Here is a 23,611-nt window from a genome sequence, read left to right on the forward strand (position 1 = left end):
TGAAGCAGCTCATTGAAATGAAGGAGAATAGAAATGGTAGAAAACGCCTTAGAAAAAAATCAATCCTCTGTACAAGTTCCACCCTCAATTATGGAGTATGTGGAGTCTTCTGAGAAGCAACGCCAGTTACATTCCAGGACGATGAAAGTGGTTATTGCCTCTCAAATTTGTGGTGGAGCCGGCTTAGCGGCAGGGATCACTGTAGGTGCGTTAATTGCGCAAGACATGTTAGGAACGGATAATTTTGCTGGCGTTCCCACGGGCCTTTTTACATTAGGTTCTGCTGGTGCAGCGCTTATGGTAGGAAGACTTTCTCAACGATTGGGGAGACGGACTGGACTTGCTGCTGGATTCTTGGCAGGAGGTATCGGTGCTATTGGCGTTGTTCTTGCAGCATTGTTCAATAGCATTCCGTTGCTCTTTATTTCGATGTTGGTCTATGGAGCAGGCACCGCCACTAATTTACAAGCACGTTATGCGGGTACGGATCTTGCTTTACCAGCGCAGCGCGCGAAAACTATTAGTATGGCAATGGTGTTCACCACATTTGGTGCGGTTGCAGGCCCCAATCTTGTGAATGTGACTGGTAAGTTTGCAACTTCACTGGGTGCTCCTGCATTAACAGGACCTTTCATGCTGGCTGCCGCAGCCTACATTTTGGCTGGCGTCATTCTCCTCATTTTCTTGAGACCGGATCCTTTTATTGTAGCCAAAGCGATCGCTGAAGTGGAACTCAAAGGACAAACTGGAGAAAAGAATTATGTAAAAGAAGTTAGAATCCATAAAAAAGGAATCATCATCGGTGCCTCGGTCATGGTGTTAACACAAATTGTGATGATTGCAATCATGACCATGACCCCTGTCCACATGGAGCATCATGGTCATGATTTAAGTAAAGTCGGTCTCGTGATCGGGATTCATGTGGCTTCGATGTATTTACCATCGGTAATAACAGGGGTCCTGGTTGATCGATTCGGTTATATTAGGATGGCCTATGTTTCAGGCTTCACCTTGTTGTTGTCAGGTGTGCTCGCTGCTTTTGCACCTGGTGATTCCATGGTATTGCTCACTCTTGCTTTGGCTCTTCTGGGCCTAGGCTGGAACTTTGGTTTGATTAGCGGGACTGCAGCCATTGTCGATGCAGCCCCATCCCATGTCCGTGCGAAGACGCAAGGAACAGTGGATGTTTTGATTGCATTATCAGGAGCATCCGGGGGAGCATTATCAGGCATGGTCGTGGCACAATCCAGTTTTACCGTCCTTTCATTGATTGGAGCCTTTTTGTCACTGCTACTCATCCCCGTCGTCATTTGGTTCCGTAACAAGTAATTAACCATCCTTTATATACAACCCAAAACCTTTCTTCTAGTTATTGTGTGACTAACAATGAATTAGAAGAAAGGTTTTTTTTGAGATGAAACTAAGAAGTATTAATTCGCCCATGTTGATTCTACTGAAATGTTTCTACGTAAATTAAGCTGTATTACGCAATAGCCCAATCGGGTGATTTTCAAATTTTTCACGGAGTTGTAAGAAAGAATTGATCCTTCCTTGAACGTTTAGAGGAGAAGGCGTGACCACAATTGCAACGCTAAACGTCAAGTATATAATAAATTTTAAATATCAGGTTTTGTAATACTTGGACCGCACTTTCAACAGTTTCGGGTAACGGCCAAACCTACTATGTGAAAAAAATCTCTTTCTAATCACAAAGCAGCTAAGCATTCAAGTAGCCCCCGAAGGTCATGAAGTTCAGCATCTAAACCTGATGTTTTGTTTCTTCATTTTAGACAAAAACAAAGTTGGAGGGGAGAAGGTAAAGATGGGGATGGATACGGTACTATGGAGCAAACTGGTGACTGGTATGACGCTAGCATTCCATGTAATTTTCGCAACACTTGGCGTGGGGATCCCTTTAATGATTTCACTGGCCGAGTTAATAGGCATCCGCAAAAAAGATCTGCACTACATACTTATGGCAAAGAGGTGGTCACGAGGGTTCGTTATCTCCGTTGCGGTAGGCGTAGTCACGGGAACAGCAATTTCGCTGCAGCTTTCTTTAGTATGGCCTCATTTTATGAAGCTTGCGGGTAATGTTATTGCGCTTCCATTGTTTATGGAGGTGTTCGCCTTCTTTTTTGAAGCCATTTTCCTAGGGATTTACCTGTACACATGGGATCGGTTTAAAAACCCCATGATGCATTGGCTGCTAACCATTCCGATTGTGGTCGGGGCAGGGATGTCAGCCGTATTTATCACAACGGTAAATGGATTTATGAATCAACCGGGAGGTTTTACGTTTGAAGGAGGACAATTCACAGCCGTTGACCCCGTTCAAGCCATGCTGAGCACGGCAACCTTTTCCAAGGTGTTTCATGTATTAAGTTCGGCCTATTTAACAGGAGCCGCTCTGCTGGCAGGCGTTGCAGCTTTTGCAATGCTTCGAAAAGGAGCTTCAGGATACCACAAAAAAGCCTTAAACCTGATGATGGCAGTGGTTTTGGTGTTCAGTTTAATAAATACATTGGCCGGTGACGTCTCCGCTAAGTTTTTGGCTGAGCATCAACCCGAAAAGCTCGCAGCGGCAGAATGGCATTTTGAAACGGAGAGCGGGGCCGATTTGATATTTTTAGGGTGGCTTAATGTTGAACATGAAATTATAGGTGCACTTCACCTTCCGAAACTTCTAAGTTTCTTGGCTTTTGGAAATTTCAATGCAGAAGTAACGGGTCTGAATGAGTTTCCGATTGACGAACAACCGCCTCTTATCGTTCATTACTTTTTCGATTTGATGGCAGGCATTGGATTTGCATTGCTAGGCATTTCTTTTCTGTATTTTCTCTTCGTATTTTGGAAAAGGCGAAATGAACTCAACAAGTGGCTGCTGAGGTTAGTTGCATTAGGAGCACCGCTTGCTATTTTAGGCGTTGAGCTGGGATGGTTTTACGCAGAACTCGGCAGGCAGCCTTGGATTATTCGAGGATTTATGCGTGTAGAGGAAGCCGCGACGACATCCCCAAGCGTCAGAATCCTTTTTTTCTTCTTCCTTCTTCTATACATCGTGTTGGGGACCGTTAGCGGTCTTGTCCTTCGTCGCATGTTCAAACATAATCCGGCAGAAGTTGAGATGGAGAAATGGATGCAGCATGCAAGCGATAAAACAGCATTGAAGGGTGAGCACGCATGATGAGTTACGAATTGATTGGAATTTCGGTGCTCTGGTTGTTTTTGTACGGATATATCATTATCGCTTCTATTGATTTTGGAGCAGGTTTCTTTGCTTTTTATGCTCGATTAACGAAACAGGATCATGTAACCAATAAGCTGATTTCTCGTTATTTATCGCCCGTTTGGGAAATTACGAATGTATTTTTCGTTTTTTTCTACATTGGCATAATCGGCTTTTTCCCGGAAACCTCCTATTATTATGGATCAGCCATGCTTGTCCCAGGAAGTCTTGCCGTCATTTTGCTCGCGATTCGCGGTTCATTTTATGCATTTGAGAATTATGGTTCAAAAAATAATCTGGTTTATCTGTTTCTGTATGGAGCAACCGGGGTGCTTATTCCTGCCTCACTGTCAGTCGCGTTGACGCTATCCGAAGGCGGATTTATTTTGAAACAAGGAGAGACGGCCTCGTTGGATTACTGGGCGCTCTTTAGCAGTCCATTGTCCTGGAGCATCGTTGGGCTGGCCATTGTTTCTGTTTTATTCATCAGCGCTTCCTTTCTGGCTTTTTACGCTTCGAGGGCTGAAGATCATGGAGCATTGAAATTGATGCGGACCTATGCCCTTTTTTGGAGCACACCTACAATCGTGATCGCATTGACGACATTTATTTTTTTGGGCCAACACAATGAACGGCATTTTCAAAATATGATGGATTTGTGGTGGCTGCTCGCATTTTCTGTGGCCTTCTTTATGATCGCCATGTGGCTGTTATATCGAGGACGTCGTTACGGCTGGGCGTTTATATGCATCATGCTGCAATTCTTCAGCGCTTTTTTTGCTTACGGAATTGGACATTATCCATACATTCTTGACCCATACATCACCATTCAAAGCAGCGTCACCTCCTCATCCATGGGCTTCGCACTGGTGGTCGCGTTTATCGGCGGTATGTGTCTCTTGGTTCCTTCACTGATCTTGGTCTTCAGGCTCTTTCTATTTGATGCGGATTATGTGAAAGGAAAGAAATAGACAAGTTCATTGTTGCCTTGAGGGGCGTCCCTCAACGCAACCTCCAGAAAGGAGGAGAGTTAACGTGAAAAGAAAGACGAGCCTCATTGCTCAACAAATGTCTGCACAACGAAAATCCGTCGTTCTTCTTGCCCTCATTTCATTTGTACTTGGTACAGCCATCGTTGTTCAAGCTGCACTGCTTGCAGAAGCCGTCCAGCGTATTTTCGTGGAAAAAGCCTCTTTTTCATCCGTCGTTTTGATCCTTGGCATGCTTTTGGTGACTATGGCTTTACGTACACTGTTATCATTTGGCAATGGGAGAATAGGTCTGCACATGGCGGCCAACGCAAAGACGAGCATGCGAGCATCTGTTATGCGAAGCTTGACCCGTTCTTCCATGGGTTTAAGTGTTCGGGGACAGACGGGAGAAAAGGTCAGCGTAGCATTGGATGCAGTAGATGAGGCCGATCATTATTTCAGTCAGTACATGCCAAAAATGTTAGAAGCCATGATCATCCCTATTTTGATTCTGGTCGTTACGTTTACTCAACATGCGAATTCAGGTCTCATCATGTTGTTTACGGCTCCGTTTATTCCCATCTTCATGATCTTGGTGGGACTGAAGACGAAAAATAAATCGGAAGAAAAATATGCGCAGCTGGCCCACTTCTCCGGTACGTTTTTGAATTCCCTCCAAGGCTTGGTTACATTGAAAATATTCGGCCGGGCCCAACGACAGCAGCAGGCGATAGAGCATAGCAGTTTAAACTACCGTGATACAACCATGGATATTTTGAAAATCGCATTCATGAATACGTTCATGTTGGAATCCATTGTGATGCTTAGTATCGGTATTGTCGCTCTTGAATTGGCCATTCAGTTGGTTGTTTTCAAATCCATGACGTTCCACACGGCATTTCTCGTTTTGTTGCTCGTTCCGGAATTCTATAATCTCTTAAAAAATACAGGCACTGCTTTTCACAGCGGACGAACAAGCATGGGGGCGATCCGTAGGGTGGAAAGCATGCTTGAGAAGAATAGGGGTAACGGTAAACCCGTTCTAATGGAGAACATGGTGAGAACCGAGGAAAGCGATGAGAACGATCGAATGCCAAAAGCAAATGAAGCCTTCCCGATGCCCCATGTCCAGTCGCTTCCAATACCGCCTTCGATAGAACTAAAGAATGTACGGTTTCAGTATGCTCCGGATTCATTCGAACTTTATTCGGGAAGTGTGTTTCTTAAACCCGGAAGCAACATTGCCATTGTTGGAAAAAGCGGTGCCGGTAAAACGACACTGCTTCATCTTATTGCCGGTTTGCTGAAACCGGATTCGGGGACGATTCTGGTGAACGGAAATCCGCTTTCGCAAGAGAATGAAGAAGTATGGTTTAAACAAGTTATCTATATAACGCAGCACCCTTATATTTTCGCAGGCACATTCGCCGAAAATATCGCGATCGGTGCGGGTCGGGACGTTTCCAGGAAAGAAATCGAGAAAGCGGCAGAGGAAGCCGGACTAACGACGGTTGCGGCACAATTGGATCAAGGCTTGGATACTTTCGTTGGCGAGGGAGGACGCGGATTATCTGGTGGTGAAAAGCAACGTCTTGCCTTGGCACGAGCTTTTATAAAGCGACCTGCCATCATATTGTTCGATGAGCCTACAGTAGGGCTCGATTTGCACACCGAACGCATACTGCAGCGTTCCATTTCTACATTATCGAAAACGTCTACCATGATTACGGTGGCACATCGATTATATACGATTCAACATGCCGACAACATTTTGTTTGTAGATCAAGGAACGATTGTGGATTCAGGCCGTCACGAAGAACTTCTGAAACGATTGCCCCAATATGCTGAAATGGTCGCTGTCCAACAAAAAGGGGGATTAACATGAGTGAGCTGGCTATGTTGTCAAAGGCGATGTTCCAAGAGCGGAAAGATATTGTCATTTCGATATTAGGAGGGTTTATGGCTGGCATAGCCGGTGTAGCTCTCTTTTCCGCAAGCGGGTATCTGATTTCTCAAACGGTATTTGAGCCACCGCTCTACACATTGATTATTCTTACATCTCTTGTGAAATTGCTTGGTTTTCTCCGGTCCGCGAGCCGTTATGGAGAACGATTATATACCCATAGGGCAACGTTCTCCATCCTCAGCCGTTTGCGAACTTCCTTTTTTGCCAAGCTCATCCCTTTGACACCCGGGATACTGAATAAAAATCGAAGCGGGGACCTGCTCGCACGGATTGTGGGGGATGTAGAAAGTTTACAAAACTATTTTCTGCGTGTTGCATATCCGCCGGTTATTGTAATTATGGTGTTTTTGGCAACAGTGCTTTTTACCGCGTCCTATTCCATCTGGATTGCCGGTTTGCTGGTGCTGGGAATGGTAATTACTGCAGTGGTCGTGCCTGGCATCGTTCTGTGGGGACAACGGAAAATTCATGAGCGTGTCCGCGAGCAGCGATCGAAACTGTCCACGGAAATCACGGAAGTGCTGTATGGCTTCCGGGATTTAAAGGTTTACGGGCAATTGGCACAGCGTGAGGAGCAGCTTCAGCGCGATTCGACTTCATTGGCAGCCGAGCAGCAGCGAGCTTCCGCTCAATTGTTGCTGGGACAGTCCATGCATGTATTTGTTACCTTTTTCATTGCTTGGAGTGTCCTGACGCTCAGCGCATATTTGATTGTGGACGGAAGACTTGCTGGCGTATTTCTTGCCATGCTGGTGCTGGCCACGCAAACGGTTTTTGAAGAGTCGGCTGCTATGGCTGTATTGCCTGCATATAAACAAGATAGCGAACATGCTGCCAAACGGCTGGCGGAAACATTATCGACTCAAGTTGCAGGATCGCCAATGGGAAAGTCGACTCCTTTTACAACAGATGTGCCCATATCGATTGAAATAAACAATCTTGCTTTTCAATATGAGGGGGAGTGGAGGCCAGCGCTAAACAATATCTCACTACATCTTGCGGCAGGCTCTAAAACAGCGATTGTTGGGCCGAGCGGATCAGGGAAATCTACGTTAATCGAGTTGCTGCTCAAACTACGAAAAACAACGTCGGGCAGCATAACAATAAATGGCGTTTCCATTCACGAATTGGACGAGGCGAACATCTGGGAGTTGGCCAATGTGGTGCTGCAACAAAGCCATTTTTTCCGAGGAACGCTTCGTGAAAATCTACTATTAAATGCGGAAGAACATTCCGACGAGCGACTATTAGATGTGCTTGCTAAAGCGCAATTTTCAACGGCTTCTCTAAATCAGGTGGTCTATGAGAAAGGTGAAAACTTATCCGATGGAGAAAAACAGCGGCTTGCCTTGGCACGGGCCATGCTGCGCAAAGGACGTCTATGGTTGCTGGACGAACCAACGTCTTCTCTTGACTACGTCACCGAGCAGCATGTCCTGAAGCAACTGTACGAACAAGCGGCTGGAGACACACTTCTTCTCATTTGTCATCGCCTCACAGGCCTGGAGAGCATGGATCAGATTGTCGTCATGGAACAGGGCGAAATCGTGGAGATCGGCTCATTTACGGAATTGATGGAGCGGAAGGGATACTTTTATACGTTGAAACAGATTGAATCGCAGATGATTGCATCCGATGTTTAACAAGCTTGAAGTGATGCAAGTGAATCGGTGGGTTCACGTTGTTCATGCAGTTGGAGGGCGGCAGAAATGATGAAAAACGATAGAAAAGTATTATTGGTTGATGACGAAATGCGCATTCGCAGTATGCTGCGGATGTATTTGGAGAAAGAGGGATTCACAGTCGAAGAAGCGCAGAGCGGCACACAAGCCATCCAAAATTATTGCGTGAAGCATGTCAATTATGATTTGATCGTGTTGGATTGGTTACTGCCTGACATGAATGGGATTGATGTTTGCAAGTGGTTGAAACAGGCACAACCCGATGTGCCGATACTGATGTTATCCGGGCGATCGGAAGAAAGGGACCGTATTGAAGGTTTTAGAGCCGGTGCAGACGATTACGTCGTCAAGCCGTTTAGTCCAAGAGAAATTGTGCTGCGCATCCAAAACATGATAACTCGTGTACATGCTCCCAACCCCTATGTTCCCGAAGCCGATGACTCGAATAACAACGCCATCATCATCGGTGAAATCGTTCTTTACCCTTCAGCACGCCGTGTGATGGTAAAGCAACATGAGGTCCATCTGACTCCGAAAGAATATGATCTGCTCTATTTCCTAGTCACACATCAAGAAAAGGTATATTCTCGTGAGGCATTACTTACGGAAGTTTGGAAATCTTCGCACCGGAAGATTTATGATCAACGTACAGTAGATACCCATATTAAACGTCTGCGTGTAAAGCTGTTCTCCAATTATCCGGAAGGAAACGAATGCATTCAGACATTATGGGGATGCGGCTATATGTTCCACGAGTTTAACTATGCAAAGCCCGAAAATAAGTCAAAAGGGTAGAGAAGGAGGGAGAGTTGGAAAGGAAACGTTGGTTTAATGAGGAATGAGCAGTCTGTAATGTAAACAGACTGCTCATTTTTTTAACTACGTCTGATTCACGACTACAGGTAACTTCCGGTTTCTCGTTCGGAAGCCGGAGATGGCAGCGCGGGGAACGTCAGTTTGATCATTGTGCCTTCGCCAACGCCGGACTCCACCGTAATCGTGCCTTTATGCGCGGCCACGACAGCGTAAGCGATACTCATACCGAGTCCCGCTCCATCCATCCCCTCATCCGTGTTCGTCCCTCGGTAATAACGGTCAAAGAGGCGGGATTGTGTCTCCGCGTCCATGCCTACACCGTTATCACGGACGGTGATGAAGGCAAACTCTCCTTCATGCATAACGCTCAGTACGATTTCCGTCCCAGGCGGGTTATGCTTGACAGCGTTGGAAATTAAATTGTCGAGCAAACGTTGGAACCACTTTGGATTGGCTAGAATACGTAGGGAAGCCGGACTTTCTTCGAAATCGAAAACGACGTTTTGCAACGTTACGTCGTTAACATAACGAAGAACGGCACGGCGAACGAATTCATTGAGTTCCAGCGGTTCCAGCTTTTCACCTGGCGTATGATTTTTCAGTTCGAACGTCAGCGAAAAGTCCTGTAACAGTTCTAACATATATGTACTTTTTTCGCGGATTGTGCCTCCAACCTCTCTCAGCTCCTTCTCGCTCCAGCTGAACTGCCCACTTTCCAGCAGATGGCCGTAACCTTGGACGGTTGTGAGCGGTGTACGCAGATCGTGCGAGATGCCAGTCATCCATTCTTCCCGGGATTGCTCCAAACGGAGGCGTTCATTACGCGCACGAGCTAGTTTATCTGCCATTTCGGAGAAGCCTGCGATGACCTCGTGGTACAGCTTATACCGGGCGCGGAAGCGGCCGTTTTTGCCAAAAATCTTCCGGCGTTCCTTCTCGGTAAAGACCTGTTCATATTCGCCTCTGCCCATTCGTTCGAAGCCTCTCATGAACAGCAGCAGGGGACCGCCGTATCGGTAGCCGTGCCACACTGCGAGAGCAAGGGAAAGCAGTAAAATCGCTATGCCGACGATAACCAGAATAATCAGCAGCGTACGCAATATCGGCTGGTTCGTTGGTTGTTCACTCGCTCGCGGCCGTTCAATCAGCCATGTATATTCGGAAGCAGGATCGTAATGATAGGAGACTTCCATCTTCGATTTGGCCGGTTGCTGACGCATCTCAATCAGGGCCAGCGCCCCGTACGTCGCATAGTTTGACGGAAGCCCAAAGTTCTGTGCGACGCGGCCGGCTTCGTCCAGTATTACAAGCGAAGCTCCGATCGATTTCACTTTATCGTCTAATGTTGCGGCGGCGGAGTCTGGTACACGTCCATTTTCGGAGTACAGCTCGTACCATGCTTCAAGCCTTGATCCGTCGGCATCTTTCCGCCCCAGCAGATAAAGATTTCGGGAGCCGAAAATCTCTTCGTATAACGTGGTGACATTGTATTCGCTCAGCCTTCCCGTATCACTGATTCGCAGCAGATCAGAAGCAGCGTATTGCTTCGGCACGCCTTCAGGTACGTTCAGATCATAAACTTCCCGTCCGTTTTCGTTGACGATCTGGAGCCAATATCCCTTTTGTTCCAGCTGATCCTGCCAGAAAGACGGGAGCTCTACGCTGTCGCCCTCGATGATCGCTTCCATCGACAGCGAATCCAGCACTTCTGAAGGTAAGTCGGTCTTCAACTGTTCGTTACCGATGTAATACATCATTGTAAATAATGAAATTAATACAATGGCCAGCACCAGCAGCCAAAGGGTGAAGAACTGGAGGGTAAAATGGAATCCCAACCGCCTCGCGATACGGCTCCGTTTCATTTTTGCCTGCTTTTTCATACGTTTTCACCCTTCACGAGCTTATACCCGAGTCCGCGAACGGTCAGGAGATAACGTGGCGAGCTTGGGTCTGACTCAATGCGTTCACGTATTTTGCGGACATGAACCATGACCGTATTGTCATCGCCGAGTCCGTCAAAGCCCCAGACGGATTCGTACAGTTGGGCTTTGGAGAAGACGATGTTTGGATTTCGGCACAGGAACAGCAGCAGCTGGTAGGCTTGGGCAGGGCAGGGCACGTTCCGGCCGCCGACAAGCAGCTCACCGGCCCGTTCATCAAGGACAAATCCCCCGAAGTCATATCGCTGACGAGGGTCCGCGTTAGGCGTGACGGCGGATTGGACCGCTGTTTCGGCTATTCCTCGCCTCAGACGCGCTTTAATTCGGGCTGCGATTTCCAGCGGATTGAACGGCTTGGTCACATAATCGTCTCCACCTACGGCAAAGCCCGTCAGTCGATCCAAGTCCGTCGTGCGTGCCGTCAAATAGATCAGATGTGCGTCGGACTGCGCCCGAATCTGCGGTCCGAGCTCAAAGCCCGTACGGTCGGGCAGCATGACGTCGAGCAAAATAATATCGGCGCCGTATTCGAGCAGAAGCTGCATGCCGTCTTCCGCGTTGTCTGCTGTATAGATATGCTCGAAGCCTTCCTTGCGCAGCACGAACTCGAGCATTTGCACGATCGCTTTTTCGTCGTCCACAATTAGAATTTTTGCAGAATTCATTGGGAAATCTCTCCTTGTCTACATATTGCATTAGTCATTGTACCAGAGAAACCTTAACGCTGCTTAAAGGGAGAGGCCTGTTTCCAATGCCGCGTTAAGGAAATGTTAAGGAAGGCTTTAACGCTCATTTAGGACGGGACGTTATGCTGAATACCGAGGTGATCGAATTGAGTACATATAAAAAGCGCGTTCAATTAATCGATGGGCTGCGCGGATTCAGCCTGGTGGGCATTGTGCTGGCCAATATGTTGATTTTCCAGTACGGCCTGTTCGGCGAAAGCGCACTGCATCTGTTTGGGATTAAGGGGGCGGACATGGCTTTTCATTCATTCCTGGAGGTTACGGTGGTGGGCAGCTTCATGCCAATCTTCGCATTTATGTTCGGGTTCGGAATGATCAAGCTATCGGAAAGCCTGAAAACACGGGAACTACGACCGAAGTGTCACCTGGCCCGCCGTTTTCTGCTTCTATTCCTTATCGGGCTGCTGCACTCGACATTTCTGTGGGAAGGGGATATCTTGACGTTTTATGGCATCACCGGTTTCCTTCTGCTTCTGTTTCTGAACCGGAAACCAAAAACATTATTCATCTGGGCGATAATATTACTAACGGGTGCGGGTCTGCTTGGTCTCCCTGCTTCAGATCCGTCGGACCCACTGGCTGCTCCGTCTCAGGAGATGATCAATTACATTGTGCAAAGCCAGGATGTATACGGCAACGGCAGCTATACGGAGATCAAGGATTTTCGCAACAATGCCGACCCTTTCGGGGAGATGGATAAGAACTTCATCTTGCTTGCTCTCGTGCTGGCCCCGGTTATCACGCTGCCGATGTTTCTGCTCGGCATGCGTTCCGCCAGAATCGGAACGTTTGACGATCCGCCAGCCATGAGACGTACATATTCTCACCGCGCCGCATTTCTGATTCCTGTTGGACTGTTACTGAAAGCATACGGCGTATTAGCCCCGCAGCTTGGCGTGGAAAGTTGGCCAGGCACCGGAATTGGAACAACGCTCGGAGGTATGCTGCTTGCGCTTGGCTACATTTACGCCTTTGCACTGCTGTATACGGGAAGCGGCCGTGCTGCCCTGATGGCAAGATTTGAAGCGGTAGGCCGTCTCTCGCTTACGAATTACCTGATGCAAAGCGTAATCTGTACGACGATTTTCTACGGATATGGACTCGGACTGTTTGGCCGTGCCGGTGTTTTCGTCGGGGCGCTCATCGCGCTTGCCGTTTATTGCATTCAGTTGTGGCTTAGTCCCGTTTACTTGAAGAAGTTCAGCAGTGGGCCCGTCGAATACGTTTTGCGCATCTGGACGTACCTGTCTTGGAGAGGACAACCGAGAAAGAAGAAACGAAAACAACGGATTCCATTGAAAAGCGAGGCAAACTCACTTGAGCCTGATGGCGCTGCCGCAAACCGCTAAAAAAGGTAAACCCCGGTTGCGGTATTGCAAAGGGATCAGTCCATATTTTTTCGCGAAGCGAATGGTATAAGTCCAAACGAAGCTCGTATTCTCCCTGTCACACGAAATATATCTACAACAACTGCCTTGATTAACCGATATATTCTAAGGAGCATGTCATTGCAGGCGCGATGTACCTGCGAGGTTATACACTGCTTTCCTAAGGTTAATCTGGATCATAGAAAGGGAGGATCGGATGAAAAAAATAGGAACCTGTCTGCTGCTGGTGGCCATGCTCGTCTCGGGTATCGGGGCTGCAGCATCAGCCAATTCCTTGTCTTCTTTGGGCTACTACCACACGTCAGGCAACCGTATCGTCGATGCGCAGGGCAAACCGGCCAACTTCAACGGAGTGAACTGGTTCGGATTTGAAACGGACAACTTTGCTCCCCATGGCTTGTGGACAAGGTCGATGGACAGCGTGCTGGACCAGCTTGCCAAGGAAGGTTACAACTTGCTGCGCATTCCATATACGAACGAAATGCTGTTGCCAGGCAAAACGCCAAGCGGAATCGACTATGCGAAAAATCCTGACCTGAAGGGGCTGACGCCGCTGCAACTGCTGGACAAGCTCGTGCAAAAAGCGGGAGAACGCGGGATGAAAATCATTCTTGACCGTCATCGTCCAACGGCCTCGGGGCAAACGGAGCGATGGTATACGCCATCGGTTCCGGAAAAGACATGGATCAAAGACTGGAAGATGCTTGCAAAGCGTTACCTGGGCAACGACACGGTGATCGGCGCCGATTTGCATAACGAGCCGCACGGTTCCGTTTGCTGGGGATGCGGCGATTCGGCCACCGACTGGCGGTTGGCTGCCGAACGGGCGGGCAATGCGATTCTCGCCGTTAACCCGGATTGGCTGATCGTTGTGGAAGGGGTGGACGCGAAAGTAAAGGGACAGAGCGGCTCCTATTGGTGGGGCGGCAATCTGAAAGGGGTCCGCAAATATCCGGTCCGGCTGAAGGTGCCAAACCGGATCGTTTATTCGCCGCACGATTACGGCCCGGGTGTTTCGTCGCAGCCGTGGTTTGCTGACAGGAAATTTCCCGCCAACCTGTCCGGTGTATGGGATGCGAACTGGGGTTACATCCATAAGGAAAAAATCGCGCCGATCCTGCTGGGGGAGTTCGGCGGACGCAGCGTCGATAGGGCCTCGAAGGAAGGCAAGTGGCAAAACGCGCTTGTCGACTACATCAGCCGGAATGATCTGTATTGGACATATTGGAGCCTCAACCCGAACAGCGGAGATACCGGCGGGCTGCTGTTAGACGACTGGCAGACATGGAACAAGCCGAAGCAAAAGATGCTTGCCAGGATCATGAAGCCCGTGAACGGCGGACAGCCAGCCGCTCCGAAACAGGCAGCAGACCCGGCGCCATCGAAAAAGGCAGCAGAAGCGACGGCGCCTGCGAGCGGCGGAACGAACGCTGCCGAGGGACTCGCCGTCCAGTACAAAACGAGCAACAGCAGCGCGGCAGAGGACAATATGATCCATGCTGCGTTTAACATCACCAATAACGGTAAGACAGACATCCCGCTGAGTGAAGTGAAGATTCGTTATTATTTCACGAAAGACGGCAGCAAAGAGCTCCAATTCTGGTGTGATTGGGCCCAGGTCGGGACAAACACCGTTAGCGGAACGTTTGCACCGATCGAACCGGCGCGAACAGGAACGGATGGGTATCTGGAAATCCGGTTCGCGGCGATGGCCGGATCGATTCCGGCAGGCGGCCAATCCGGCGACATCCAGGTGCGTATCGCCAAGAGCGACTGGTCGGATTTCAACCCGTCGGACGACTACTCGTTCGACGGGACGAAGACGTCGTTCAGCGACTGGAACAAAGTTACGCTGTACCGGAAAGGAAAGCTCGTCTGGGGAATCGAGCCCTAGCTCTGCCATGCATCGAAGACCAGGGGGACTGTCGACGGCTGCAAGCGGATTTTTCATAGTCGGATGATCTGCAAGTAGGGGAGTTTGTGCTGCTGTAAGGTGTTCCCCTTGTTAGAGGTGTATATTGACGAAGGCTGGTATACTTTTTAGAATGGAATGCTCCGGCTCTGGCATGGTGTTAGTGTGAACCACGTGTAACGCTCAGCTGGGGAAGCTTGTTGTTGAAGGACAAGAACATTGTTATATTCAAAGTCGCTATTATAGCGGCTTTTTTATTATATCAGTACAAGTTCTTGACCCTATACAAGGACAACAACTTATATGATTACTGATTAGGCATGTATCATAAAGTATGGAAGTCCGACTATATTTTAATTTCTGCTTGCCCCTGACGCTGCGTGAGGGAGTAGAATGAAATCATCTCATGCATAGAGAAGACAGTTCATGGAGGAGGTTTTTTGCAGAAATGAATGGACAGACGTGGCTGACGGTGGGACAGCTTTCGGAGCAGGCGGGTGTATCGATCCGGACGCTGCACTACTACGAGGAGCAGGGACTATTATCCCCTGAGCGGCAGGGGACGGGCGAGCATCGGGTATACGGGCTGGAGCAGATGGAACGGCTGCAGCAAATCACGGCACTGAAATTTTTAGGTTTTCCCCTTAAGCAGATCCGGGACATTTTGGAATCCGATACGGCTGCGGAAGAATGGGACGGGATGCTGAGTCAGCTGGAGATCGGGATGCGGATAAAGAAAGAGGAGCTTGAACGCGCTCTAGCAGCACTTGCACGGCTTCGCGCTCTATCGGAACTGAACGGGCACGAGCAGATGAGCACGTTGATGGCAATCATTCGCGGGGTTCAGACCGAGCCGGAGCAGCGGGAATGGCTGGAACAGGCCAGGGGGAAACAGGCTGCTGCCGCCATTTTTGACCATATGGGGCAGGTGCAGCAGGACATGGACCGTCTATATCTGGAATTTGTCCGGGAAGTGAAGCAAAGAAGCGGAGGCCCCGTGCACACACCGGAGGTTCAGCGCCTCATTGAGCAGTACATGGAGGCCCAGATGGCGCTGGTCGGGGAAGAGACGATTGCCATGATCGGCAATCCGGAAGAGTTTGACATCACCGGACTTGAGCCTCTGACCGTCGGCGGCTCTCCGTTTACGCCCGAAGAAGAGCAGTGGCTGAATCGGGCGATGGAAGAAGCCGTGAGGCGTCGCATGACCCAGGCAGAAAAGGATTATTAATCAGGCGGCGTTAAGGTTCAAAATGGGAAGCGTGCAGCTGCTTTTGATGAAGATGTACCTTATTGAAACAGGATTTAGGTTCGGTTCGCTCTCTTCACGTAGAGTACAAAAAGCAAATGCCCATCACCTATAGCATGATGGGCATTTCTTCATCAATCATTAAACGAATTCAATTCCACGGTCTGATTGATATCGGTTCCTTCCGTATTTTGACCCAGCAGCCTACGGAACATAAATTGAACCATCTTGAACTTGTTACCGGAATCCCAATACTCTGCAGTTTCGGCTTTGATCTTGATGAGAACGAGGTTTGGATCGTCAAACGTCGTTTCAAGTATTTTTTCGTAGGCCGGGTTCCAGAAATCTTTCACCTTCTCCGAACTGTCCACGAGTTCGGCTTCACCGCGGATGGAGACGAAAGACTTTCCTACGTATGCCACGTTGACTTGCTGGTTGTGAAGCAATTCATGAAACTTGCTAGTATCTTTCTTCGTCAAGAACCACAGGTTGCTGTCGAACTCAACGTCCTGGGTCTTCATGGGTCGGGAAACGAGCCCTCTATCGGATATCGTTGTAAGCATTGCAATCTCGATGTCTTTGATCAGTTCCTGTACCTTCTCGACCGCTTCCAGGTTGACGGAGGTTGGATTCATCTTTGGATTCCTCCTTTTGATGTATATATCTCATTATCTCCAACGCTAAGCTCGTCAAACCCCTCAGCAGGAGCAACGTCTTCGCGGTTGTTGAAGGCGGCGAGAAAAGCAGGAATTTACATCATCGGATAGTGATTAGCCGTTTCTTCGTTTCGTTGGGCTTCAGCTATCGCTTGAACAATACGTCCAATTATGACCTCCAGCTTCGCCAGTTTAAGGGAAACCATATCAAGGTTTTGCTTGTTGCGGTTAATGATCAATTGTTCCGCTGACGACTTCGGAACCATCGCTTCCAGCTTTTCTTTGAGCTCTCCGAGTTTTATCTTCGTGTCCTCCTTGATTAGACGTCCCTGGTCACCGTGTTCAACAAGGGAGTCCAGAACAGCCTTGGTCAACTGGCGCTGTGTTAGAACAGTATCGTTGTATAGCCGTTTAAATATAGGATCCGAAGAGTTATAATACAGCTCGTTTGTCGTCATTCTCTGCAACGGATCGGGTGAGATCGTCGCTGAAAATTGCAGTTCTTTTTCTGCCGATGCTACATAAGCATCCAAGTTTTTTTCCAACTGAGAAACGGCCTCCGCCGTTTCCTCGATCTTCACAACTGCGGTATAGACCATAATCAGGTATTGCATATGGACTTTATGAAAATCCAGTACATAACCTGCTTTTCCTTTCTCCAGCGCCTTTTTCAGCTGATCGGCCGCTTTTTTGTATAGCTTGAACAAAACATCGTGGTCGACCATGAATTTGCTGATCTTTTCTAAGGCTCTTTCATGAAGAACAGGATTTTGATGTTTGTCGTTCCCTGAGGTTCCCATGTATGCCCCCCCTTATCTAAGAGTAACAGCAGCAGCCGGGGTGGATTCTTCCTCTGCAATCGGTGCAGGGTTCAGCAAACTGTAAATTTGAGCCGCCGCCTCATCGCGTTCTTTTAGAATCGACAGGGCAAGCTGTTTCATTTTGATCTCTGCCTCCAGCATATCGTTGCGGAGCTCCTTCTCTCGAACGGCTTGTTCCTGCAGATTGCGGGAGTAAGCATCCAGCGCTTCGCCCTGTCCGAGCACCGCTTCGACGGCAATGCCATCAGTACGAAGAACATGCCGGTTGGCTGCCATAATAATGCCGGGGACACTAATTTTTGTTCCAGTGGCTTCGTCATAGTATTCTGTAGTGTAGTCTTTCTTAACTCTCAAATAACTGGAGAGTGGCACGACATTTCCATCAGAATCAGTAAACTGTTCTTCCTCAACGAAGACATGGTGGCGATCCTTGTAATCGAAAATGTTTGTCATTTGATTCAAAATTGCATTTCGGATTTCAGCCCGTTTTTCTTCCACGATCACCTCAGCCAAAAGGCCATCAAGCTCCGGAAGCGTCACTTCCCTGTAGTAGTCGTTATCTGCACAGAAATAGCCGATCCGCAAGTCTACCAGGTGTAGCAGCGTTATAAATTCCTGATTCATTTGACGGAACACGAAATTAAGAGTACGGCTCATATTCACATTTTCGATCTCTCGGATAATGACGTTTTCTTCCGATTTGGTCGTTTTGATTTCGTAAGTGGTTTCCACTTTCAAGTCACGGCGTGCCGAGGCTTTGGACACATGTTTTTCGGCCGCATTTACAATGTTTTTGGTCAGTTGCTCGCGCGCGGCATTCGTCGTGCCACTAGTTGATGCACTTGCCGATGCGCTCAGGCATCCGCCCCAGCTGATACCCATGCTTGCTTCAAGTTTGTAGGCATCGCTTTCCTCATATACTGTTTTATTGGACGATTCGTCCCCGATTGATTTTTCGAATTCCAATGCGATATCGTCCGTTACGGAATCAAGAATGCTGGACGCATCCTTTAAGCTTTCTTCACTTTGCGTATAGGACCGAATCGTTATTTTGCTCTTTTCGCCCGGCAGAAGAGAGAACGTGTTCAGCATGCGGCCAATCCCGTATTGTCCGCAGAAAGAAGAAAGGCGGTAGGACTCAATCAAAATGATGCGGTTAGTGCGGGAGGTAATCTCCGGAACGATGGTGACATTCACCTTTATCATTGTCTCCACCGTATTGCCTGCAAGATCCGTTGCTCTAGCAGTTATAAAATGAGGGCCAGATTGGTCAATTTGAACGGCGGCTTTCCACTTTGACCAATTATTAGGCTCGACTTCGGCTGCACGTGTATAAACGGGATTATTATCAACAGTCACCTCTACGACTCGTATGCCATGATCGTCTAGGGCAGTTCCCGTCACCTCCAGGATTGCTCCTTTCGTATGCGTCCCGGCCACATTTCCGTCTGCTGCGGGCGAAGTAATAGAAATGGTGGGTGGAGTGGCATCGATCAATACCGTGAGGCTCGTTTCTCCAGTTAATCCAAAGCTGTCTGTAGCGCGAGCTACAATTGAATGGTTTCCTGCTCCTAACGTCAGCGCTTTTTTCCAGTTTGCGTATCGGTCAGACGTATCGACCAACACCGAGGCTCCGCCATCAACAATAAGTTCGACTTTGGAAACACCATGCATATCCGACGCGGTACCCTCAATCATGACGGAAATGGAGTCTCTCCCGGCAGCGCTGTAATGCTGTCCCGGAACAGGGGAGGTAATTGCTACGGTTGGTGGAACCGTGTCCGGATCCTCGAGATCTACGTTTACCGTTACCGTCGATACGTTCGTAACCGAACCGAAACTGTGCTCTGCCTGTGCTTTAATGGCCAGGCTTCCTTCTGTCGCAATTATTGTATTGAACGTCCAGGAACCATTGGTTAAAAGCGTGGCTTCATTGTAGTCTCCATCTCCTATTTTAACTCTGACATGTGAAATCGTGCCTCCGCCTACGGTTACCAAGGCTTTACCCGTGATGGTCACTGGAGCTCCGGTATGTGGTCCGGTAATCCTGGTGTTTGGGGCCGGCGAAGTAATCGACACGCTGATTTTCGGATCTACCGGGTCAGGAAAGCTGCCGTCACCACCGCCGCCCGGATCCGTGGGAACGGAAGGAGGGTATCCGCCGTCGTCGGTCGTAGGCAGAGGCGGGCGAAGGGAAGCTGCGTTCACCGCATTTATAGAAGCGGTAGAATCACCTTTGAACCGGTGGGCCAATGCACCAGTCATTGTCCGGCAAATTGACAGCTGCTTGCCTTCAAGGGCTGCTTGCTCGACCTCCTCTTCGGTGAGCTTTTTAAGCTTTTCAGTCATCCGTTCTCCCGATCGCTTCGCTTTACGTAACGCCTCAACCGGAGATTCGTTTTTGGCGGATGCTGCTCGTGAAACGATTGAGTTATTACCGGCTGCTGACGGAAGAAAACTATCGTCGGGAAATGTCAGTTCAATGTAGGTACGACCGGTGTAGGATGTCGGTTCAGGTACGTTGTAACTGATGATGGGTGCACTGGTTTCTCCGGCTAAGCGAAGGGAGGCGTCTTGCTTTTTATTTGTGGACATTCTGAATCTACTCCTTTTTAAATGGGAATCGTTGCGACATGGGCGCTTTCGGGCGCTGTTGCCGTCATTCACAATTCGCATTATAGAGCGTTCGAGAATAGGCTGGGGAGGATGAACTTTTCTCACCCTGCAGCGATACTGAAAGGGTGAAAAATTTTCATCCTATCAGGCGATAACCATCTTTGATATACTACATTCGAAGCTGTAGTGCTTCCGGTTTCCATAGAAAGAATACCGCGGAAGGCAGGGTGCTTACATGGAGCGTATACGCGTAATGCTCGTTGAGGACGATTCTTTCTGGCAGCAGAATATAAGCAGTGATTTGGCGGAGGAAACGGATATAGATGTTGTTGCAGTAGTGGGTACGGGAGAAGAGGCGGTTCGAACTGCACTTGAAACAGAGATCGATGTCGTACTTATGGATATTAATTTGACTAAAAACAATTTGGACGGCCTGGAGGCCGCCCATGAAATTTCAACACTGCTGACACATCGTAACGTAAAAATTATTATGCTGACCTCGCTTTCGGACAAAGACATTATTATCAAATCGTTTCAGCTGGGTGCCATGAATTACATTACGAAGCAAAGCTACAAAGACATCGTTCGTGCAGTAAGAGAAGCATATGCCAACCGGTCCGCTATTCATGCGGATGCCGCAAGTATTATGCGAAACGAGGTTCAGCTAATGCCGCTTACGCCCACGGAACGAGAAGTATTCGAGCTACGTAAGCAGGGGCTCAGCAAACAGCAAATTTCTGAAAAACTATACAAATCCACCAATACGATCAAATCACAGTTGAAAAGCATAAAAAACAAGCTCAACCCTTTTAGAAACGGTTAATTCGGCGGGCTGTAGAGAAAGGATTCCAATCAAAGTAGCGATTGGCCTTGGAAGCAGTGGTGAATCGGTTCAACGGAAAGGATAAGCCGATTACGGTGCCTTTGCCAGGCTCGGATTCAAGTATACGTATGCTTCCATTATGCTTTTGCATCACCGAAGCACAATAGGAGAGTCCTAAACCGAAGCTTAGCGTATTTTTCTTTGTTGTATAAAAGGGCTCAAAAATTTTGCTATGCTGCTCCTTCGGGATACCGCATCCATTGTCGGCAACGTTTATCAACAAGTGTTTATTCCCTGTATAAACGTGAATGCTTAGCGTGCCGTTTCGCTCAGGCATTACGTCGAGGGCATTTTGGAGCAGGTTTGACAGCGTTTCCTTGAGATGAGTGGGATCGCATCTTAATCTACCTTTCGATTCGATCAGCTCTTGAAGGACGATACCGCGTCCTTCAAGCTGCGGTTTTAAAGGGGACGTAACGGAAGAGATCAGTTCGTTAATATCCAATTCCCTCTCTTCAAGTTCGATATCATCGGCTTTATCTTTAATGCGGCTAACCATATTGAGCAAATGATTAGCCACGGTCTGTACCTGCTCAAGCGTTTGCTGTGATTTAGCAGACTGGCCGGAGTGTATGTAGTCTCCTGTTTTTTCAGCCAGGTAGCTGATCTTTTGAATTTCGTTTTTGATGGAATGATTGAGAATAGACACCCCCAGTGTCAGAGCGCGCATTGAGGAATTCAGACGTTCTCGTTCGATCCGCAATTTAATGCCGAGAAACCCGTATTTAAGCGTAAAATATACGATGGTCACGACTAGGCCAAGAACAACGAACACGTTGTTCTTCCACGCATTGTTGCTCTCCAATTGAAACTGCCATTCTTCCAAACGAAGTGTTTTAAAGCCTAGGAAATCCGTTGAAAAGGCCCAAAGGATCGCTGCCGAGAATAGGAAAGCTATTCGCCGCTTTGACCGTCTTGCTTCAGCTTCCTTTTCCAATAGATAGGAGGCGAAATAAAGACAGCAGCCCAAGATGAAGTAGAATCCGTCCCACCAGCGAAAGCTGTTGATGATAAAGATGTTTGGAGGCTCGTTCAGCAGATGGTTGCCAAGTAGACAAGCTGCGGGTATGAATAAAGCAATAGTGATCAGAATAGCGTTTTTGCTCTTACGGATCACCCCGAACCATACCCCGCTTATGCAAAAAACAAACGCAAACAAGTAAAAATAAACGGTTATGGCCGCAATGCTGGACGTATAAAGAAGGTTGCTTAAGAGCGGATTGAGCAAGCCCCTGCTAGATAGATAAGGAACGATTGTTAAATGGATGGAAAAGGTGAAGCTCGCCATACCCCCGCAGAGCAGAGAAAGACCGATCCAAAAGTTTTTACGAAAATGCTGTGACAGCATCAGGATACCCAGCAGCCATAGGGATGCGAACATGACGACATATAACCATTTCAAGAAGATGCCCTCCATTAAACTCGACTCTTTGCAACATCAAGGAACACACCTCATTTTATCATATCGTCTAAATTTATCCATTATCATTTTCCGTTGACTTCAAAGAAGATATTTTATACGCCAATTCGGTACAACATCAAGGAACCATTTTTGGTGAAATAAATGGATTGACAACAAGCATTTCTATACAAATGACGGATTGGTAGATATAGAGACAGCAAGGAGTGTGAGCATTCTAAGCAAGATCGCAGCTGATATCAAAAATAGGTATTATCAGTCATTATGATTGTGCTGCGCTTGACTGAATTCGCGGTCTGGCATAATGCAGGATTTATCATTGGGGTTATTCTTCCTGTGTTCGTGATCTGGAGATTGAGTTCTCAAGAGGCCAAAACATGGTTTAAAAAAGAATAACATATATCTGCCTCGGTTCATTTCTGGTTAAATAAGTCCAGGTTCTGTGTTCAAGAGCAGCCTGTGAGAAGGCTGCTCTTTCTATTTTTTTGCCGATGCTGAATCCGATTTAAATTTCGTTATGCTCTTTCTATCTCCAAGTCTTTCAAACATCACGCTTAAATTGAAAATGTGGAGTCAAGAAACGAATACACATTTACGAATTTGGATCAATAAAAAACCATACTTAAGTCTAATGTGTTATTGGTTTGTTGAAAAGTATAATTAAGGAAAATAATATACATAGAGATTGGAGAAAGCTAATTGCATGAAGATGAAGATGCCTGTAATGTTGCATGTGGTCCGCGCTTTACTAAGTTTGAAATTAGTCATTTTGGTATATTCGATGGTGCAGCTGCAAATTAAAATTCGAGAAGCGGATGCCAAGTTTATGTATCTAGATGCCAATTCGGAAAGCTTATATTATGCTTTTGGAGCTGCTGAAGCTAGTATCTACATTGCGTTAATCCCTGCGTTATTAGCCGTCATTTTTATTAGCTGTAAAATGTATAAAACATCTCTGATTATTGTTATCCTTGGTCTTCTTCAGGTGTTCTCTTCGAAAGAGGTCTTGTCCATTCTAATTTATATTTTTGCGGTTGTTACAATTCTTCTCCATCGTCCCAGTCAAAAATATCTTCGAAGACAATTTTCCAATACAAAAACAACCTAGCAGTATACCTAGACTTTGGGCCGACACAAAACAAGGACGTTTCTAAGCAGGATCAGGTGAGGTAATTCAATAGAAATAATACATATCAGACTTAAACATCATTCCCATCTCTCAATGCCAATTCTCTTTAGAGGGTTGGCATTTTTAAACCATAATATAATATGTAGGTAAGTGTTTCCTCGGAACAAGAGTGTGGTTAACGCCCGGT

General features: G+C 47.6%; 17 protein-coding genes. 11 read left to right on the plus strand and 6 right to left on the minus strand.

The genetic code is table 11. The annotated features are described in order from the left end of the window. Positions 1-90 precede the first annotated feature (90 nt). The 6 genes from RSX24_RS08875 to RSX24_RS08900 all read left to right on the plus strand — a co-directional run bounded on the left by RSX24_RS08875 (position 91) and on the right by RSX24_RS08900 (position 8,643). The gene (locus RSX24_RS08875; protein WP_438286795.1) at positions 91-1,329 is read left to right on the plus strand and encodes an MFS transporter; all 1,239 of its coding nucleotides are present in this window, start codon (positions 91-93) and stop codon (positions 1,327-1,329) included. Between the two features lie 493 nt (positions 1,330-1,822). Next, the gene (locus tag RSX24_RS08880) at positions 1,823-3,187 is read left to right on the plus strand and encodes a cytochrome ubiquinol oxidase subunit I (RefSeq protein ID WP_343260329.1); all 1,365 of its coding nucleotides are present in this window, start codon (positions 1,823-1,825) and stop codon (positions 3,185-3,187) included. Next, positions 3,184-4,200, plus strand: a complete 1,017-nt coding sequence (locus RSX24_RS08885) for a cytochrome d ubiquinol oxidase subunit II (RefSeq protein ID WP_339272456.1) — start codon at positions 3,184-3,186, stop codon at positions 4,198-4,200. The genes RSX24_RS08880 and RSX24_RS08885 overlap by 4 nt, the downstream gene beginning before the upstream one ends. A gap of 64 nt (positions 4,201-4,264) precedes the next feature. Then, positions 4,265-6,085 (plus strand): thiol reductant ABC exporter subunit CydD, encoded by a 1,821-nt coding sequence (gene cydD, locus RSX24_RS08890; protein ID WP_343260330.1) that lies wholly within the window; start codon positions 4,265-4,267, stop codon positions 6,083-6,085. After that, a complete protein-coding gene (cydC, locus tag RSX24_RS08895; RefSeq protein ID WP_343260331.1) occupies positions 6,082-7,809 on the plus strand; it encodes a thiol reductant ABC exporter subunit CydC in 1,728 nt (575 codons plus the stop codon). The genes cydD and cydC overlap by 4 nt, the downstream gene beginning before the upstream one ends. Before the next feature lie 66 nt (positions 7,810-7,875). After that, positions 7,876-8,643 carry a response regulator transcription factor gene (locus RSX24_RS08900; RefSeq protein ID WP_343260332.1) on the plus strand — a complete coding sequence of 256 codons (768 nt, stop codon included), beginning with the start codon at positions 7,876-7,878 and terminating at the stop codon, positions 8,641-8,643. A 101-nt stretch (positions 8,644-8,744) separates the two neighbouring features. Here RSX24_RS08900 and RSX24_RS08905 read toward each other — a convergent pair whose 3' ends face one another. Both RSX24_RS08905 and RSX24_RS08910 read right to left on the minus strand, forming a co-directional pair. Next, on the minus strand, positions 8,745-10,544 hold the full coding sequence (locus tag RSX24_RS08905) for a sensor histidine kinase (RefSeq protein WP_343260333.1): 1,800 nt from the start codon (positions 10,542-10,544) through the stop codon (positions 8,745-8,747). Continuing rightward, positions 10,541-11,269: a response regulator transcription factor gene (locus tag RSX24_RS08910; RefSeq protein WP_236412602.1), complete on the minus strand. Its 729-nt coding sequence runs from the start codon at positions 11,267-11,269 to the stop codon at positions 10,541-10,543. The genes RSX24_RS08905 and RSX24_RS08910 overlap by 4 nt, the downstream gene beginning before the upstream one ends. A gap of 143 nt (positions 11,270-11,412) precedes the next feature. Here RSX24_RS08910 and RSX24_RS08915 point away from each other — a divergent pair, with 143 nt between their 5' ends. From RSX24_RS08915 to RSX24_RS08925, 3 genes are all read left to right on the plus strand, one after another. Further along, complete coding sequence (locus RSX24_RS08915; protein ID WP_438286783.1) at positions 11,413-12,699, plus strand: DUF418 domain-containing protein; 1,287 nt, start codon at positions 11,413-11,415, stop codon at positions 12,697-12,699. Positions 12,700-12,934: 235 nt separating this feature from the next. After that, positions 12,935-14,632, plus strand: a complete 1,698-nt coding sequence (locus tag RSX24_RS08920; RefSeq protein ID WP_343260334.1) for a cellulase family glycosylhydrolase — start codon at positions 12,935-12,937, stop codon at positions 14,630-14,632. Between the two features lie 466 nt (positions 14,633-15,098). Then, positions 15,099-15,881, plus strand: coding sequence for a MerR family transcriptional regulator (locus RSX24_RS08925; protein WP_343260335.1), 783 nt, complete (start codon positions 15,099-15,101; stop codon positions 15,879-15,881). A gap of 152 nt (positions 15,882-16,033) precedes the next feature. On the opposite strand, the gene RSX24_RS08930 is transcribed toward RSX24_RS08925, so the two are convergent. The 3 genes from RSX24_RS08930 to RSX24_RS08940 form a co-directional block, all read right to left on the minus strand. Beyond that, positions 16,034-16,534, minus strand: a complete 501-nt coding sequence (locus tag RSX24_RS08930) for a pyridoxamine 5'-phosphate oxidase family protein (protein WP_236412611.1) — start codon at positions 16,532-16,534, stop codon at positions 16,034-16,036. Positions 16,535-16,650: 116 nt separating this feature from the next. Next, complete coding sequence (locus RSX24_RS08935; RefSeq protein ID WP_343260336.1) at positions 16,651-17,355, minus strand: hypothetical protein; 705 nt, start codon at positions 17,353-17,355, stop codon at positions 16,651-16,653. Between the two features lie 12 nt (positions 17,356-17,367). Beyond that, the gene (locus tag RSX24_RS08940; protein ID WP_339272440.1) at positions 17,368-19,971 is read right to left on the minus strand and encodes an Ig-like domain-containing protein; all 2,604 of its coding nucleotides are present in this window, start codon (positions 19,969-19,971) and stop codon (positions 17,368-17,370) included. 256 nt (positions 19,972-20,227) lie between these two features. Between RSX24_RS08940 and RSX24_RS08945 the strand changes: the two genes are divergently transcribed. Next, on the plus strand, positions 20,228-20,815 hold the full coding sequence (locus RSX24_RS08945) for a response regulator transcription factor (protein WP_343260337.1): 588 nt from the start codon (positions 20,228-20,230) through the stop codon (positions 20,813-20,815). Here RSX24_RS08945 and RSX24_RS08950 read toward each other — a convergent pair. Continuing rightward, positions 20,802-22,277, minus strand: coding sequence for a sensor histidine kinase (locus tag RSX24_RS08950; RefSeq protein WP_343260338.1), 1,476 nt, complete (start codon positions 22,275-22,277; stop codon positions 20,802-20,804). The two genes, RSX24_RS08945 and RSX24_RS08950, sit on opposite strands and share 14 nt — an antisense overlap. A gap of 721 nt (positions 22,278-22,998) precedes the next feature. Here RSX24_RS08950 and RSX24_RS08955 point away from each other — a divergent pair. Next, positions 22,999-23,403, plus strand: a complete 405-nt coding sequence (locus RSX24_RS08955) for a hypothetical protein (RefSeq protein WP_339272435.1) — start codon at positions 22,999-23,001, stop codon at positions 23,401-23,403. Positions 23,404-23,611: the final 208 nt, after the last annotated feature.

Origin of the sequence: Paenibacillus hubeiensis, assembly GCF_032334105.1 — a bacterium.
Classification (GTDB): Bacteria; Bacillota; Bacilli; order Paenibacillales; family Paenibacillaceae; genus Paenibacillus; species Paenibacillus hubeiensis.

Coding starts and splice junctions, on each gene's coding strand:
- RSX24_RS08910 (WP_236412602.1), bottom strand. CDS start 11,269: ATGAATTCTGCAAAAATTCTAATTGTGGACGACGAAAAAGCGATCGTG.
- RSX24_RS08900 (WP_343260332.1), top strand. CDS start 7,876: ATGATGAAAAACGATAGAAAAGTATTATTGGTTGATGACGAAATGCGC.
- RSX24_RS08880 (WP_343260329.1), top strand. CDS start 1,823: ATGGGGATGGATACGGTACTATGGAGCAAACTGGTGACTGGTATGACG.
- RSX24_RS08920 (WP_343260334.1), top strand. CDS start 12,935: ATGAAAAAAATAGGAACCTGTCTGCTGCTGGTGGCCATGCTCGTCTCG.
- cydC (WP_343260331.1), top strand. CDS start 6,082: ATGAGTGAGCTGGCTATGTTGTCAAAGGCGATGTTCCAAGAGCGGAAA.
- RSX24_RS08875 (WP_438286795.1), top strand. CDS start 91: ATGGAGTATGTGGAGTCTTCTGAGAAGCAACGCCAGTTACATTCCAGG.
- RSX24_RS08885 (WP_339272456.1), top strand. CDS start 3,184: ATGATGAGTTACGAATTGATTGGAATTTCGGTGCTCTGGTTGTTTTTG.
- RSX24_RS08935 (WP_343260336.1), bottom strand. CDS start 17,355: ATGGGAACCTCAGGGAACGACAAACATCAAAATCCTGTTCTTCATGAA.
- RSX24_RS08915 (WP_438286783.1), top strand. CDS start 11,413: ATGCTGAATACCGAGGTGATCGAATTGAGTACATATAAAAAGCGCGTT.
- RSX24_RS08930 (WP_236412611.1), bottom strand. CDS start 16,534: ATGAATCCAACCTCCGTCAACCTGGAAGCGGTCGAGAAGGTACAGGAA.
- RSX24_RS08955 (WP_339272435.1), top strand. CDS start 22,999: ATGAAGATGAAGATGCCTGTAATGTTGCATGTGGTCCGCGCTTTACTA.
- RSX24_RS08940 (WP_339272440.1), bottom strand. CDS start 19,971: ATGTCCACAAATAAAAAGCAAGACGCCTCCCTTCGCTTAGCCGGAGAA.
- RSX24_RS08905 (WP_343260333.1), bottom strand. CDS start 10,544: ATGAAAAAGCAGGCAAAAATGAAACGGAGCCGTATCGCGAGGCGGTTG.
- RSX24_RS08925 (WP_343260335.1), top strand. CDS start 15,099: ATGAATGGACAGACGTGGCTGACGGTGGGACAGCTTTCGGAGCAGGCG.
- RSX24_RS08945 (WP_343260337.1), top strand. CDS start 20,228: ATGGAGCGTATACGCGTAATGCTCGTTGAGGACGATTCTTTCTGGCAG.